The sequence below is a fragment of the Mesorhizobium sp. P2_E9 genome (genome assembly GCF_056403815.1).
This window is the reverse complement of record NZ_JBFUET010000009.1, coordinates 261,995-276,868: the sequence shown is the minus strand read 5'-3', so window position 1 is coordinate 276,868 and position 14,874 is coordinate 261,995. Positions and strand designations below refer to the sequence as shown.

The following is a 14,874-nucleotide window of genomic DNA, read 5'->3' as shown; positions in this document are numbered from 1 at the left end:
ACTGAAAAATGAAACTCTACCGCTTTCTGACCGCCCCGGACGATGCCAGCTTCTGCCACAAGGTGACGGCGGCGCTGAACAAGGGCTGGCACCTGTTCGGCTCGCCGACCTACGCCTATGACAAGAAAGCCAAGACCATGCGCTGCGGCCAAGCCGTGGTGAAGGACGTCGACGGCCAGGAATATGGGCCGGACACCAAGCTCAGCGACTGGTAGCCGCTGGCGCTAAGGCCCTCCCTCTCTTCGTCATCCTAGGGTCTGCGCGCGTCGCTTCGCTTCTTGCTCCGCCCTAGGATAACGAAGGGATAGGTTATTCGGCCGCCTCTTCGAGCTTCTCCATATCATCATCCGACAGGCCGAAATGGTGGCCGATCTCGTGGATCAGCACATGGGTGACGATGTCGCCCAGCGTTTCTTCGTTTTCGGCCCAGTAGTCGAGCATGGCGCGGCGGTAGAGCGTGATGCGGTTCGGGCCTTCGCCGGTCTGCGGGTTCCAGCGTTCGGCGATGCCGCGGCCCTCGAACAGGCCGAGCAGGTCGAACGGCGTTTCCAGCGACAGGTCGTCCATGATCTCGTCGGTCGGGAATTCGGCGATCTGGATGACGATCTCGCCGGTCAGCTTGCGAAAATCCTCCGGCAGATGGGCGTAGGCCTCCAGTGCCAGGAACTCGAACTCCTCCATCGAGGGCGCGAGTTCGCTATGCCAGGTGCGGGTTTTGTAGATGCGGGCCATGCTTCGTCCTTTGAACCCGGCATATAGGCTTTCGCACCGGTCGAGGCAAATGAAGCGGCAATTCTTGCCGCCGCGCCTTTGCCGCGGCCGGGGAATCGCGTAGGGGTCGGTTCCGGCCATCTCTCAGGAGTTCTCATGCCGGACCTTTCCACCATCGGACTTTTTGCCATTGCCTGCCTAGCGCTGACCGCAACGCCGGGGCCGGACATGCTGTTGATCGCGTCCCGCAGCGCCAGCCAGGGACGCGCTTCGGGCCTGGCGACCTATGCCGGCATCGCCGCCGGCACCTATTGCCACGCGCTGGCTGCCGCCTTGGGCCTGTCGCAACTGTTCCTGGCAGCGCCCATCGCCTACGACATCGTGCGCTATGCCGGCGCGGCCTACCTCGCCTGGCTCGCCTGGAAGGCGTTCCGTTCCGACGGAACGGCATTTGTCCCTATCGCCGGCCTGCCGTGCTATTCGCGGACGCGAATTTTCTGGCAAGGCCTGCTGACCAATCTGCTCAACCCGAAAATGGCGCTGTTCGTGCTGGCGCTGTTCCCGCAATTCGTGCGTCCCGAGGCCGGTTCCGTCGCCGGCCAGATCCTGCTGCTGGCGACCGTGCTCAACCTGATCGGGCTGGTGGTCAACGGCCTGGTCATCCTGACCGCCAGCCGGATCGGAGCTGCGTTGTCTAAGCGCACGCGGTTCCGCCGGGCGCCGCAGATCCTGCTCGGAACCGTGTTCGCGGGTCTGGCCGCACGGCTGGCTCTTGGCGGCCAGCGCTGAAGGACGCGCGCTTCCAAGGAATAAATTCCTTATGACTCTGCTTGACTCTTCCCTCACCCTCTGGAATCTATAGGAACATAACAGGAACAATTGTGAGTGGACACTGACCGTCATGGCGATATCAGCCGTGGCGCGGGAGACTGTTTTTGCCCTGCGCCGCCAGATCGCGAAAATCGAGGGAACGCTGCCCGAGCGCCTGCAGGCGCCGGCTGGCGTGCCGCTTGATGCCGACGCCAGCGCCGATCTCACGATCATCCGGCGCGGCATTGCAGCGGCCTTGCCGGATGCCTTCCTGCCCATCGGCGTCGAGCAGCTCGATGCCGCTTTGAGCGGCGGCTTGCCGAAAGCCGCGCTCAGCGAAATCCATGGCCTGGAAACCCGCGATGCCGGAGCGGTCGCCGGCTTTGCCCTGTCGCTCACCAGCCTGATCCTCAAGCAGGCGCAAGGATTACCGGTGCTCTGGATCGGCACGTCAGAGATCTTCCGCGAAGCCGGCTTTCCCTATGCCCGGGGGTTGCAGGCCTCGTTCGGCATCGAGCCCGGGCAATTGCTGTTTTCCGAGGCGCCAAAACTCGTCGATGCGCTGTGGGTCGCCGAGGAAGCCGCCAGGATGACGGCGCTCGCCGCCGTCATCCTGGAAATCCGCGGCAACCCGCAGCGGCTGGACCTGACCGCGACGCGCCGGCTGCATGCCAGGGCGCAAAGTGCCGGCCGGCCGGTGTTCCTGCTGCGGCAGGCGGCCGCGCCCGAGCCGACGGCGGCGCCCGTCCGGCTCATCGTCGCGTCGGCGCCGGCAGCGCCACGCGACACCATCGCCGGGCCGCTCGCCGGTTCGATCGGCCGCCCCGCCATCACCATCACCATCGGCAAGAGCCGCACGGCCCTGCCTGGACAATTCACACTGGAGTGGAACCCCGATGAACGCGCATTCGACGAGAGAAGAGGCGAGGAAAAACGGGACCGGGCAAAGGATCCTGTCGCTGTGGTTTCCCTACCTGGCGGCCGAAAGGATCCTGCGGCAGCGTCTGGGGCGGTCGTGGCGTTCCCGGCCCCAAGATCATCCGACGTCGGCTCATCCGCCACTGGTGGTCAGCCACCGCCAGGGCAACGCGCAGCGCATTTCGGCCCTCGACGAGCGGGCTGAGGCGCTGCACCTGAAGCGCGACATGGGCATTGCCGATGCGCGCGCCATGCATCCCTCGATCGACATCGTCGAGGCCGATCCGGAGGCCGACCGGCGCCTGCTCGAAGGCCTTGCCGACTGGTGCGACCGCTACACCCCGCTGGTGGCGCTGGACGGTGCGGACGGCCTGTTTCTCGACGTCACCGGCTGTACCCATCTGTTCGGCGGCGAACGTGCCATGCTGGACGACATCCTGTCACGCTTCTTCCATCAGGGTTTCGATGTCCGCGCCGGCCTTGCCCCGACACCAGGCTCGGCGTGGGCGGCGGCGCGCTTTTGCGGCGACCGCATCGTCGATGGCGGCGACGAGGAAGCCCTGCTGGCACCCTTGCCGCTCGCCGCACTGCGCATCGACCCGGCGACCCGCGCCAGCCTGGAAAGTGTCGGCCTGCGCACGGCGGGCGCCGTCATGGCCGCACCCCGCGCGCCGCTCGCCCGCCGCTTCGGCGCCACCTTGCTGCTGCGTCTCGACCAGGCACTTGGCCGTCTCGACGAGGCGGTCTCGCCGCGCCTTCCCGTGGCACCGCTTTCGGTCGAGCGGCATCTTGCCGAGCCCGTCACCTTGACCGAGGACATCGAACGGCTGGTCGGCCTGCTGGCGACGACCTTGAAGACCGATCTCGAGCGCCGTGGCGAAGGCGCCCGGACGCTGGCGCTGCTGCTCTTCCGTGTCGACGGCGCCGTCAGCCGCATTGCGCTCGGCACCTCGCGGCCGCTGCGCGATCCCCGGCTGATCCAGAAACTGTTCCATGAGAGGCTGGCAGCGCTCGAGCAGGACATCGATGCCGGCTACGGCTTCGATCTGGTGCGGCTGTCGGTGCTGGCCGCCGCTGCCTTCGACATGGCGCAGGCCGATCTGACCGGCGACGTGACCGATGATGGCGCCGACATCGCGCTGTTCGCCGACCGCATCCGCGCCCGGCTCGGCGACGGTGCCGTGCTGCAGCCGGTCCTCGTCGAGAGCCATCTGCCGGAACGCGCCGTCGCCATCATCCCCTTCACGGAGGCACCGCGCCGCACCACACCGCCGAAGAAGCCGGGCAGACTGCAGGCGCCCAAAACCATCTTCCCGCCGGAACGGCCGATCCGGCTGTTCCGCGCGCCCGAGCCCATCGAGGTGCCGGCGACCGAAATGCCCGAGGGTCCGCCGCTCAATTTCCGCTGGCGGCGCGCGCTCTACCGCGTCACCCGTGCCGAGGGTCCCGAACGTCTCGCCGCCGAATGGTGGCGTGAAGCGTCAAGCGATCCGCTCACATCGACCCGCGACTATTTCCGCATCGAGGATGTCGACGGCCGCCGCTACTGGCTCTACCGGCAAGGCCTTTACGGCAACCCGCAGGTGCCGCCGCGCTGGTTCATGCATGGGGTCTTCGCATGAACGCACTGACCGTCATCCCCTATGCCGAGTTCGGCATCCAGTCGAATTTCTCCTTCCTGCGCGGCGCCTCCAAGCCGGAGGAACTGGTGGTCGCGGCCAAGCTGATGGGCTTCTCCGCGATCGGCCTTGCCGACCGCAACACGGTAGCCGGCGTGGTGCGCGCCTGGCAGCAGGCCAAGGTCGAAAAGCTCGCCTATCACCCCGGCTGCCGGCTGGTTTTTGGCGACGGCACGCCGGATATTCTCGCCTATCCCAGGAACCGCGCGGGCTGGGGCCATCTGTGCCGCATGCTGACCCAGGCCAACCTGCGCGAAGAGACCGAAAAGGGCGCCACCCTTCTTCAGCGCAGCGACCTGCTCGAATGGGGGGATTTGATGTCGCTGGCCGCCCTGCCTGATCTGGCGGCGGACGCTGAAGACAGTCTCGCTTTGCTCCGCCAGCTCAAGGACCGTTTTGGCAAGGCCCTGCGGCTTGGCGTCTCGCCCTGTTATGCCGGCAATGACCGTTTCCGGATCGAGCAGGCGGCGGCGCTGGCCGAAATTGCCGGCATCCCACTGATGGCGACCAACGATGTCCTCTACCACACGGCCGAACGGCGCCCGCTGCAGGACGTGCTGACCGCGATCCGCCTCAACACACCCGTCGCCGAGGTCGGGCTGGAACTCACCGCCAATGCCGAACGCCATCTGAAGCCGCCGCTGGAAATGGCCCGCCTGTTCCGCCGCCATCCCTGGGCGCTGGCCGAGACGCTGCGATTCGCGGAAGAATTGACCTTCTCGCTTAGCGACCTCCAGTACAATTACCCCGACGAACCGACGGAATCGGGCCTTGGCCCGCAGGCCGAACTGGAAAGACTAGCGCGGGAAGGTGCGGCCAGACGGTTCCCGGGCGGTGTCCCGGCCAGCGTCATAAAACGCATCGAGGAAGAGCTCGCCCTGATCGAGCGCCTGAACTACGCGCGCTACTTCCTGACTGTCTACGACATCATCAAATTCGCCCGCAGCCAGAACATCCTCTGCCAGGGCCGCGGCTCGGCCGCCAATTCGATCATCTGCTTCTGCATCGGCATCACCGAGGTCGGGCCGGACAAGATCGACACGCTGTTCGAGCGCTTCATTTCCGAGGAGAGGAACGAGCCCCCGGATATCGACGTCGACTTCGAGCATGAGCGGCGCGAAGAGGTCATGCAGTACATCTATACGAAATACAGTTCCAAACGCACCGCGCTGGCTGCCGCCGTCATCAGCTATCGCGGCCGCTCGGCGCTGCGCGAGGTGTCCAAGGCGATGGGCCTTTCGGAGGATGTCCGGGCGTCCCTGTCCGGCTCGATCTGGGGCTGGTCGACCTCCGAGCTCGGCGAGAAGGAGGCCCGCGCCGGCGGCCTCGACCGCAGCGACCCCACATCGCGGCATGTGATGGAACGGGCCAACGAGATCATGGGCTTTCCTCGCCACCTTTCCCAGCATGTCGGCGGTTTCGTCATCACCCGGGACCGGCTCGACGAGATCGTGCCCATCGTCAAGACGGCGATGGACGAGCGCAAGATGGTCGAATGGGACAAGGACGATCTCGACTCGGTGAAGATCCTGAAAGTGGACATCCTGGCGCTCGGCATGCTGACCTGCCTCCAGCGCGCCTTCACCTTGCTCACCGACCACTATCCGAAGGCACGGGACCCATACGGGCAACCCTATGTGCTGGCCACTCTCCCGGCAGAGGACCAACGCGTCTATGACATGATCTGCCGCGCCGACACGCTCGGCGTCTTCCAGATCGAATCGCGCGCGCAGATGTCTATGCTGCCTCGGCTCCAGCCGCGTGATTTTTATGACCTTGTCATCGAGGTTGCGATCGTTCGGCCTGGCCCGATCCAGGGCGATATGGTCCATCCTTATCTGCGCCGCCGGCAAGGCAAGGAGAAGGCCGAATATCAGAAGGCTGAATTGAAAGAGATCCTCGGCAAAACGCTTGGTGTGCCGCTGTTCCAGGAGCAGGCGATGAAGATCGCTATCGTCGCCGGTGGCTTCAAGCCGGGCGAGGCCGATGAACTGCGCCGCGCCATGGCCACCTTCAAGCGCACCGGCACCATCGGCAATTACCGCGACCGTATGATCAATGGCATGGTCGGCAAGGGCTACACCAAGGACTTCGCCGAGCGCTGCTTCAAGCAGATCGAGGGTTTTGGCGAGTACGGCTTTCCCGAAAGCCACGCCGCCTCCTTCGCCTTGCTCGTCTATGCCTCGTGCTGGTTCAAGACCTTCTATCCCGACGTGTTCTGCGCCGCGATCCTGAACGCGCAGCCGATGGGATTCTACCAGCCGGCGCAATTGGTGCGCGACGCGCGCGACCATGGCGTCGACATCCGCGACGTCGACGTCAATTTCTCCGTCTGGGACTGCACTTTGGAAAAAGCGCCTTTCGACCCGGCCCGCATCCTGCCGCGCCATGCCGAGATGCGCGGTGTCATCGAGACGTCCCATGCGCTGCGGCTCGGCTTCCGGCAGATCAAGGGTCTTTCCAAGGAACGCATGGAGGCTTTCGTCACGCGGCGCGGTGCAGGCTACGAAACCGTCCGGGATGTCTGGCTGCGCTCCGGCCTCGATGTCGACGAGATCGAGCGGCTGGCGCAGGCCGATGCCTTCCGCTCGATCGGCCTCGACCGCCGTGCCGCACTTTGGGACGTGCGCGCACTGGGCGCCAAGAGTGCGGCCGAAAAGCTGCCGCTGTTCGACCAGCCGGCGCTGCGCCTGCGCGAACTGGAGCCCGAGACGAAGCTGCCGAAAATGCCGCTCGGCGAGCATGTCATCCACGACTACCGCTCGCTCGGCCTGTCGCTGAAGGCACATCCCGTCGCCTTCCTGCGCGAGCGGCTCGACCGCGCCGGCGTCACGCCCAACGCCAACCTGCCATCGGTACGCGACGGCAGGCGGGTTTCCGTCGCCGGCCTCGTGCTGGTGCGGCAGCGCCCCGGCAAGGGCAATGCGATCTTCCTGACGCTGGAGGACGACAAGGCCGTCGCCAACGTCATCTTCTGGGAGAGAACTTTTACCCGCTTCCGGCCCATCGTCATGGGCGCGCGGTTCGTCAAGGTCAGCGGCAAATTGCAGTCGGAATCGGGTGTGGTCCATATCGTCGCCGAAAATGTCGAGGATCTGACACCCTGGCTGACCGTGCTTCTGGAGAAGGTCAGCGGGGCTGGAGCGCCGGTTACGCGCCACGCCTCCAGCGAGGGGCTGGAGCGCTCCAGCCAACCCGCGACACAAAACGCGCCGGTCAGGCAAGATCTCGCAACGCTGTCGGAAGAGGCCGAAAGGGTCATGCCCAAGGGACGGAATTTTCAGTAGAGGCAGGCCATCCCAACGGCGCAACGAAGGGAGGCGACGGCGATCCTTCGCGCCCCCCTCTGCCCTGCCGGGCATCTCCCCCACTTGGGGGGAGATCGGCAGCTTCGCCGTCCGGCCTGTCTTTCAACGTTGGAGATTGGCGAAAGCGGAGACAACAGCCAATCTCCCTCCTTGTGGGGGAGATGTCCGGCAGGACAGAGGGGGGCGCTGTCCCGCCAGCCTCTCATAGACTTCTGCACCGCAGTCGCTGCTTGAACGCCGCTTACGACGGCCCACTCAGCCTCGGCGGCGGTGCCAGCACATCCTCCGCCGACAACGTCCGCGCTTCGGAAGGCAGCATGATCGGAATACCGTCGCGCACCGGATAGGCGAGCTTGGCGACCCGCGAGACCAGCTCACCTCGCTCCGGATCCCAGGCCAGCGGCCCCTTGGTCAGCGGGCAGGCCAAGAGCTCCAGCAGCTTGGGGTCGACATTGATCTTCTTTCCGTCACGCCCGTCCGCCGCCATCGCGCCCTCTTATTGCAAGCTCGAGCCAAAATCCTCATTCTCGCGCGCCAACGCCATTTCGGTGATGGCGATCAGCGTTTCGGCCCGCGTCTTCAAATCCGCCGCTTCGAGCAGCGCCTGTTTCTCGGCTGGCCCGTAGGGCGCCATCATCGACAGCGCGTTGACCAGCATGGCATTTTCGGCGCGGCTGACGCTTTCCCAGTCGGCTTCCAGATCATTGGCCTGCAGATAGGCGCGAAATGCCTTCAGCAGCGCCGGCCGATCGATCTCGTTCGCCGCCGGATCGTCATCGAGATCGGCGAGGAAGGGCGACGGCTTGGCCTGGCGAAACGGCGTCTTGACCGTCAGCTCATGGGCGATGCGGAAGCGGAACACGCCTTGCAGCGAAATCAGGTAACGGCCGTCGCCGGTTTCGGAAAAAGCGATGATGCGGCCGGCGCAGCCGACATTGCAGAGCTCCGGCTCGCCATCGTCGCGCAGCCCGCCGTCGAGACGGGGCTGGATGACGCCAATCAGCCGCGAGCCGGCGACCGCTTCATCCACCATCTGCAAATAGCGCGGCTCGAAGATGTTGAGCGGCATGCGGCCGCCCGGCAACAGCAGCGCCCCCTCGAGCGGAAAGATCGGGATCGTCGACGGCAGATCCTTGGCGAGCCGGTAATGCGCGTTTCCCGCTTGCACTTTAGTCCTCCGATCGACTTCTTCCGCCGCCCGCCGCCGGGATGATCGGCCCGCCGAAGTCAGGTACCTAATCTGGCGCGGCCACCGCCGACGCCAAGCCCGTGCGACGAAACAGCCGCCGGCTCAGGAAAACAGCAGCGCCGACAATTTGCGCCGGGCAGCCAGCGTCGCCTCGTCGGTCATGCCCCAGGCCTCGAACAGCTGCAGCAATTGCGCCCTCGCGCCATCCTCGTTCCAGGCGCGGTCGGCCTTGATGATGGCCAGCAGATTGTCGGCTGCCGCCGTGCGCTCGCCCCTGGCGTTCTGGATCATGGCCAGATCGAAACGCGCCTGATGGTCTTTGGGATTTTCCGCCAGGCGCCGCTCGAACTCGGCCGGATTGCCAAGCGCTGCCGCTTGCGCAGCCAGCGCCATCTTGGCGCGCAAGGCGGCGAGAACAGGCGCGTCCTTCTTGGCCTCCGGTGCCGTTGCCAGCAACGCCTCGGCGCCTTCCGTGTCGCCGGCCTCGAACAACAGGTCGCCCAACCCGGCGATTGCCTCGATCGTCTCCGGCGCTTGCGCCAGGACGGCGTCAAAAATGTCGGCAGCGGTCTGCATGTCGCCGGCATCACGCGCTTCCGCCGCTGCCGCCAGTGCGTCGGCCACAGCTGGGGCGCCATTGCCCTTGCCGCCGACCTTGGTGATGAATTCGTTGATCTGGCTCTCGGGGATTGCCCCCATGAAGCCGTCGACCGGCTGGCCATCCTTGAAGGCGATGACCGCCGGAATGGACTGGATGCCGAGCTGGCCGGCGATCGAGGGGTGATCGTCGATGTTCATCTTGACCAGCTTGACCTTGCCGCCGGCGGCCTTGACCGCCTTTTCCAACTGCGGGGTCAATTGTTTGCAAGGCCCGCACCACGGCGCCCAGAAATCGACCAGCACCGGCTGGCGGCGCGATTCCTGGATGACGTCGGCGGCAAAAGCGGCGGTCGTGGTGTCCTTGATGACATCGCCACTGGCAAGAGCCGGCGCATCGCCAAGCGCGACCTTTGCCGGCGCAGGCGCGGTTCCGCCATACTGCACGGTGGTCGCATACTGGCCGCCATTGCTGCCGAATGACCCGCCAAACGGCTTGTTGTCGCTCATCTCGTCACCCTTTCGGTCGCGCCGCCGGCCCGCGGGTCGGCGCCATGTCATTGGAAGTCGGTTTCGCCATGCATGTGGCGATCATGCCGAGACTTTCAAGATAGCAGCATCATGCCCGGTTGCCTCGACGAATCTGATGAGGTCGGCCGCGGCGATCGATGTCGTCGCCTCATTGGTCAGCGGATGCGCGTTGATGACGGCATGTTCCATCAAATCCTTGTCGAGCACCAGCTTCACACGCTTTGCCGTGTCGTTGATGACGCCGAAGACGGTGACCGCGCCCGGCGAAACGCCCAAAAGCTCCATCAGCATCTCCGGCTTGCCGAAGGAAACACGGCCGGCGGCGCCGATCAGCTGGTGGATCTGCTTGAGATCGACGACCGCATCCTCACCGACGGTGACCAGGAAGAAATTGTCCTTCTTGTCCTTCAGGAACAGGTTCTTGGTGTGACCACCGGCGATTTCACCGCGCAGCGCCTGCGAATCGGCCACCGTGTAGAGCGGCGGATGGCGTATCGTCGAAACGGCAATGCCAAGTTCGGCAAGAAAGGCAAAAAGTTCGGCTTCGCTCTTCGGCATTGATCTGCTTCTTCGTCCAATTCCTGCCTTGCCGTTTACGGCCAATGCGGTGGCCGACACAAGACCATCGAGCAGCGGCGTGGCAAAATCCGCGCGGCGCGGGCGGTTTGCCGGCATTGCTTGGGACGTTGCAAAAAGGCTGCGATTTCCCTGTTGCAATCGCCGCGCTCTTCAGCCATATAGGCCCGGCTTGCGGCCAAGACGCCGTGTGAGCGGGTGTAGCTCAGGGGTAGAGCACAACCTTGCCAAGGTTGGGGTCGAGCGTTCGAATCGCTTCACCCGCTCCAATTTCCTCAAGGGAAATCAGGCATCGAAAAGCCGCGGGACTCCGCGGCTTTTTCGTTTTCTAGGCGGGTGGAACCCCGGCGGCAAAAGCCGGTCGTCACTTATGGGACTGCTGGAAGCCGGCAACGTCGTACTGAGACACGCTCTTCGGATTCTTGGAGTTCTGCGGCTGGGTCCCTGCGTAATGTGTTCCTGCGTTCCCGTCTGGGTTGAAGGCGGAACCCGGGGCGGTGCTGGCGTTGCCCGGTGTAACACTTCCTGTCTGAAGGGTGCCAATCGTTTGGCTGGGCTGACCTTTCGTCCCCGTTACCGAGTGGACATTGGCGGCCAAAGCCAGGCCTGTGGACGTCATGAGCAAGCCCAGCACTATGGGAATGAGGCGATGTTTCATCGTTATTCTCCCAAAAGCGGTTTGATTTTAGGGCGCTCGCGGTCTTGGAGCACCCGGCGAACTAGGACTGAAACGCTTTTCAGGCCGCCGTTCATCCCGAGAATCGCGAAACTGTGATGTCGTGGCCTGTTGCATGGGCCAACCCGTGCCTTCCGGTGGGTGCACGGGACATCCGGAATTCCTGCGGCGACTTGAAATTCGCGCTGCTGAGGCCGCCACGCAACCGACTTTCAGACTACATGGCGTTGTGTTGGCCTGTCGGCGCCAAACCAGATCGGTCGCGCTGACATCGCTCCAGTTTCCTTCAGGGCATCGAAAACGGTCGTCTTGGGCGGCCGTTTTGCTTTTGGAGGTTACAATCTGGTCGTCCCCCAGCCACCGATACCATTGCTCAGCGTTTGATCCGAATGCCGATACCCATGACTCTGTCGGAACTGGAGTGATACAGAAATTCATGGAAATCGGCGCGTCCCAACTCCTTGATCTTTAGCTCCTTCCAGAATTTCGGGACCGTATCGTCTCCACAAAATCGATCATTGATATCGTGAAACATGCAGAGGCGCGCCTGCCGGCCGACATTTTGATAGTCGCGGGAAACCCATTCGTAAGAGTGATTTCCATCGATAAGAACGAGATCAAACACTTCTTCGGCGAACGCGTCCGACGTCATGCCGGCGAGAAATTCGACGGGTCCCTTGAAGACGATACGCGCTGAAGCCGGAAGAGAGGAAGCGATATCGATCGTCGTCGCTTTCAGGCCGGGATTGAGTCTCGACAGACATGCCGTCATGAAGGAAAATGTGAAGCCGTCGCAAGTGCCCACCTCAAGAAAGCTGGCGATCCGTTGGCTGGCCAACAGCGCCATGGCCTCCGCCAGTTGCCTCGGAATCTGCCACAGACCGGGCGCGTGGAAATTCATATCATTGACATCCACTCCATACAGCCCACGCCCGTCGTGGCGCAGGCCGATCTGACGGATTTTCGTTTCGAGAAAAGTGCCATGCGAGAGCTCTTCCACTTTCGCATTTTCAATTTCCCGAACCACGCGTTCCAGCCTGCTGGTCGCGAAACGCGAACTGAGTCCATAGATCGGCTTTTTCATAAGTTGCTTGAGTGAAGGCATTTGCAGATCGCAATCCCTGGGAGCCTCGAATGCATAACACCGCTCGAGGATCAGGCGGCCTTTGCTTCGCCGCTTGAGCCTGTGAAATCACCGCTTCCCGATCGACATCACGCGGCCGGCCGCCTTACCCCGCCTTGCGCAGCGATGCCTGATGCACCAGCGACGTCCAGCTGTTGGTCGAGGCGAGGTGGCAGTAGAGCAGGCCGAGCGCGCCGGATTTCCTGAGGTCGAGGAAGGCCGCGTCGCTCAGTTTGTTGAAGGCCGGCTCGTCGATCACCTGGAAATCGGTGAGATTGAGCACTTCGCCGCCTTCCAGCGTCACCTTGCTCTGGCGTGGCGCGAACAGGCCATGCGCGTCGATCTTGTCGATCATCTCGCGGGTGGCGCGGAAGTCGATCTGGAACTGGTTGCAGAAGGCGAGCGCCTGCTTGGTTGCTTCGGTCGGCTCAGTGCCGCTGAAGAACGGCGCGACTTTGTCTTCGCGAAACGGCGCCATGAGCTGGTCGATGACCCGCTCGCTCGCCCTGTCCACGCACAGCGTCAACCGGCCGGATGTGGTCGGGTCCTCGGCAAGGATGAAGGGATAGCGGCGGACATAGGCGGGAATGTAGTGGGGTGCCGTCCACCGGCCGTCGGCATCGACGAACAGGTTCTCGCCTTGGCGCACGCCGGTGATGATGACGGGTGATTTGGCCGGGCCGATGAAGACGATCGGGTAGGAGCGCATCGCCGCCGGCATTTCCGACGCCACCACCGGGATGGCATGCGCTGATCGCGCGAAGGCAAAGTCGCCGCGTGCGGTCAGGCCGAGCGAGCCGTGCCGCGCCGGGTTGAGCGCTTCGGGCTTCGAATAGAACAGCGGCATTGCCTCGGCGGCCGGCGCTGCTTCCGTCGTTGCCCCGGTGTCAGCCATGGTCCGTCCCTTTCTCCCGCCAGCCAATCGGGCCGGCCCTTCGGCATCAGACCCCGAAGACGGGAATCTGCTCTTGTTGCACTGATCTTGGTTGGGCCAAGAATCCGACGCCGGAACAAAGTACTACAGTGTCCGTGGCGCGCGTAAAAGCACGACCGTTGCGGTATTTTGCGGTTTGCCCCGGCGAATTGTCTCGGCCAATGCCCAGGCTGGCTTCCGGGCCTCTTGACGTCTATCGTGAAGCGGCGAGATTGCCGCCACCAGAGCACATGCGGGAAGAATGCGTGGCGGCTTTCCCGCCTGCAATTGCAGGAAATAAAGCAGGCGGTTTAAGGCACACGGCATGATTGCGGCGGATTTCGAACAGGCGATCGGGCAGGCCTTCACCATCGAAACCGGAAGCGGGCAAATCGCCCTCGAACTGAACGCGGTCAACCGCATCGCGGCAATCGCCAAGCTGGAGACGATCAAGTAGCGGATTTCGCCGTTGAGGCGCCCGCAGACCGTCATCAGCCATCAACTGGCTTGATTGTCGCTCTGTGCAATGCTCCGTTGCCGCTCCGGACATCAGGAGAAACCCATGACGGGCTTTGTCGACCGCCAGCGCGCCGCGCAATTGATGCAACGCGCCGGCATCGAATCACTGGTGCTCTCGGCGCCCGAGGCCTTCCACTATGCGACCGGCGCGTGGATCGGTCCGGCCGGACTGTTCCGGCGCGCCGGCGGCGGCTTCGTCGTCATCCCGGCCCGGCAGGATTTGCCGATCGGCGTCGTCGTCGCCGACTTCAACGCGGCGCAGTTGCGGAGCGCCGCGCCCGAAGCAGTCGTGCGGTCGCACCCGATCTGGATCGAATCCGCGCCGGTCGATACATCTCACGGACTTCCCCTGGCCGAGCGCATCGAGGCCGGCTTAGCCTCGCTTGGCCGCACGCCGGACTTCTCCCGTCCCGCCACTTTCGATCTCGCCGCTTCGGTGCACCAGTTGCGGGCCTTGCTGAAAGAATTCGGGCTGGCGCGCGCAACACTCGGCATCGACCTCGACTTTGTTCCAGCCGCCGATTTCGCGGCCATCGAGGCGCTGCTGCCGGATTGCCCGATGGTCGATGGCTCACCGGTCCTGGACAGGCTGCGGGCCGTTAAATCGCAGCGCGAGATCGATCTCCTGCAGCAAGGCATTTTTCTCTCGGAAGCCGGGCTGGAGCGGCTGCAGGTGGACGCGATGGCCGGCATGCGCCAGGCCGATCTCGTCGCGCTCTACCGCAAGGGCGTCGCCGATGCGGCCGCAGGGCTCTCGCATCCGGTCGTGACGGCGGAATATGTGACGCTGGGCGCCCGGGCCAAAGGCGCCGATGCCAGGGCCGTGGCCGGCGATCCCTTGAAATGCGATATGGTCTGCACGGTCGGCGGCTACGCCTCCGACATGTCGCGCAATTTCATCTTCGGGCCGCCTTCCGCCGATCAGGCCGAGTTGCACGCGATCGCCGAGCGCGCCTTCGAGGACGGGCTGGCGGCGCTGATCCCCGGAAACACGCTCGCTTATGTGCACCGCGTCACCACCGACAGCCTGGCCCGGCAAGGCCTGCGCTCCTACCGCCGCGGCCATTTTGGCCACAGCGTCGGCCAGTCAGTGTTTTCCGAGCAGTGGCCATTCGTTGCGGCCGACAGCGAAGTCGTGATCGAGACCGGCATGGTGCTGGCCTTCGAAATCCCCCTCTACATAGAGGGCCTCGCCAGCTTCAACCTCGAAGACCAGTTCCTGATCACGGCGGATGGGCCTGTTGCGATGAACCGGCTGCCGAGGCGGCTGGAGACGATTGGGTAAAGTAGCGCTCTCTCCGCTCCGCCCCCTCACCGTTCCACG

Annotated in this window: 14 protein-coding genes and 1 tRNA gene; 8 read left to right on the top strand and 7 right to left on the bottom strand. The window is 64.2% G+C overall.

What is annotated here, in order from left to right; all coding sequences use genetic code 11:
- Positions 1-8 precede the first annotated feature (8 nt).
- Entirely contained in the window at positions 9-215 is a 207-nt protein-coding gene (locus AC1D05_RS17780; RefSeq protein ID WP_027145959.1) for a DUF1737 domain-containing protein, read from the top strand.
- Positions 216-309: 94 nt separating this feature from the next.
- Here AC1D05_RS17780 and AC1D05_RS17775 read toward each other — a convergent pair whose 3' ends face one another.
- Positions 310-732 carry a metallopeptidase family protein gene (locus AC1D05_RS17775; protein ID WP_172221986.1) on the bottom strand — a complete coding sequence of 141 codons (423 nt, stop codon included), beginning with the start codon at positions 730-732 and terminating at the stop codon, positions 310-312.
- Between the two features lie 135 nt (positions 733-867).
- Here AC1D05_RS17775 and AC1D05_RS17770 point away from each other — a divergent pair, with 135 nt between their 5' ends.
- The 4 genes from AC1D05_RS17770 to AC1D05_RS17755 all read left to right on the top strand — a co-directional run bounded on the left by AC1D05_RS17770 (position 868) and on the right by AC1D05_RS17755 (position 7,405).
- On the top strand, positions 868-1,500 hold the full coding sequence (locus tag AC1D05_RS17770; protein ID WP_477442499.1) for a LysE family translocator: 633 nt from the start codon (positions 868-870) through the stop codon (positions 1,498-1,500).
- Positions 1,501-1,612: 112 nt separating this feature from the next.
- Positions 1,613-2,644, top strand: a complete 1,032-nt coding sequence (locus AC1D05_RS17765) for an ImuA family protein (RefSeq protein ID WP_477442498.1) — start codon at positions 1,613-1,615, stop codon at positions 2,642-2,644.
- On the top strand, positions 2,586-4,061 hold the full coding sequence (locus tag AC1D05_RS17760; RefSeq protein ID WP_477442496.1) for a DUF6504 family protein: 1,476 nt from the start codon (positions 2,586-2,588) through the stop codon (positions 4,059-4,061). The genes AC1D05_RS17765 and AC1D05_RS17760 overlap by 59 nt, the downstream gene beginning before the upstream one ends.
- Positions 4,058-7,405: an error-prone DNA polymerase gene (locus tag AC1D05_RS17755; protein WP_477442494.1), complete on the top strand. Its 3,348-nt coding sequence runs from the start codon at positions 4,058-4,060 to the stop codon at positions 7,403-7,405. Before AC1D05_RS17760 ends, AC1D05_RS17755 begins: the two co-directional genes overlap by 4 nt.
- Before the next feature lie 262 nt (positions 7,406-7,667).
- Here AC1D05_RS17755 and AC1D05_RS17750 read toward each other — a convergent pair whose 3' ends face one another.
- From AC1D05_RS17750 to AC1D05_RS17735, 4 genes are all read right to left on the bottom strand, one after another.
- Positions 7,668-7,913 (bottom strand): Trm112 family protein, encoded by a 246-nt coding sequence (locus tag AC1D05_RS17750; RefSeq protein ID WP_202352161.1) that lies wholly within the window; start codon positions 7,911-7,913, stop codon positions 7,668-7,670.
- Between the two features lie 9 nt (positions 7,914-7,922).
- Positions 7,923-8,594, bottom strand: a complete 672-nt coding sequence (locus AC1D05_RS17745) for an LON peptidase substrate-binding domain-containing protein (protein ID WP_477442492.1) — start codon at positions 8,592-8,594, stop codon at positions 7,923-7,925.
- A gap of 123 nt (positions 8,595-8,717) precedes the next feature.
- Positions 8,718-9,722, bottom strand: a complete 1,005-nt coding sequence (trxA, locus tag AC1D05_RS17740) for a thioredoxin (RefSeq protein WP_477442491.1) — start codon at positions 9,720-9,722, stop codon at positions 8,718-8,720.
- 81 nt (positions 9,723-9,803) lie between these two features.
- Positions 9,804-10,301, bottom strand: coding sequence for a prolyl-tRNA synthetase associated domain-containing protein (locus AC1D05_RS17735; protein ID WP_477442490.1), 498 nt, complete (start codon positions 10,299-10,301; stop codon positions 9,804-9,806).
- Between the two features lie 212 nt (positions 10,302-10,513).
- Between AC1D05_RS17735 and AC1D05_RS17730 the strand changes: the two genes are divergently transcribed.
- Positions 10,514-10,588, top strand: a tRNA-Gly gene (locus AC1D05_RS17730).
- A gap of 780 nt (positions 10,589-11,368) precedes the next feature.
- Here the strand turns inward: AC1D05_RS17730 and AC1D05_RS17725 are convergent.
- Positions 11,369-12,100, bottom strand: a complete 732-nt coding sequence (locus tag AC1D05_RS17725; RefSeq protein ID WP_477442488.1) for a class I SAM-dependent methyltransferase — start codon at positions 12,098-12,100, stop codon at positions 11,369-11,371.
- Between the two features lie 124 nt (positions 12,101-12,224).
- The gene (locus AC1D05_RS17720) at positions 12,225-13,013 is read right to left on the bottom strand and encodes a SapC family protein (RefSeq protein WP_477442486.1); all 789 of its coding nucleotides are present in this window, start codon (positions 13,011-13,013) and stop codon (positions 12,225-12,227) included.
- 343 nt (positions 13,014-13,356) lie between these two features.
- Here AC1D05_RS17720 and AC1D05_RS17715 point away from each other — a divergent pair, with 343 nt between their 5' ends.
- Together AC1D05_RS17715 and AC1D05_RS17710 are read left to right on the top strand one after the other, a co-directional pair.
- Entirely contained in the window at positions 13,357-13,488 is a 132-nt protein-coding gene (locus AC1D05_RS17715; RefSeq protein ID WP_477442484.1) for a hypothetical protein, read from the top strand.
- A gap of 105 nt (positions 13,489-13,593) precedes the next feature.
- The gene (locus AC1D05_RS17710; protein ID WP_477442482.1) at positions 13,594-14,835 is read left to right on the top strand and encodes a M24 family metallopeptidase; all 1,242 of its coding nucleotides are present in this window, start codon (positions 13,594-13,596) and stop codon (positions 14,833-14,835) included.
- Positions 14,836-14,874 lie beyond the last annotated feature (39 nt).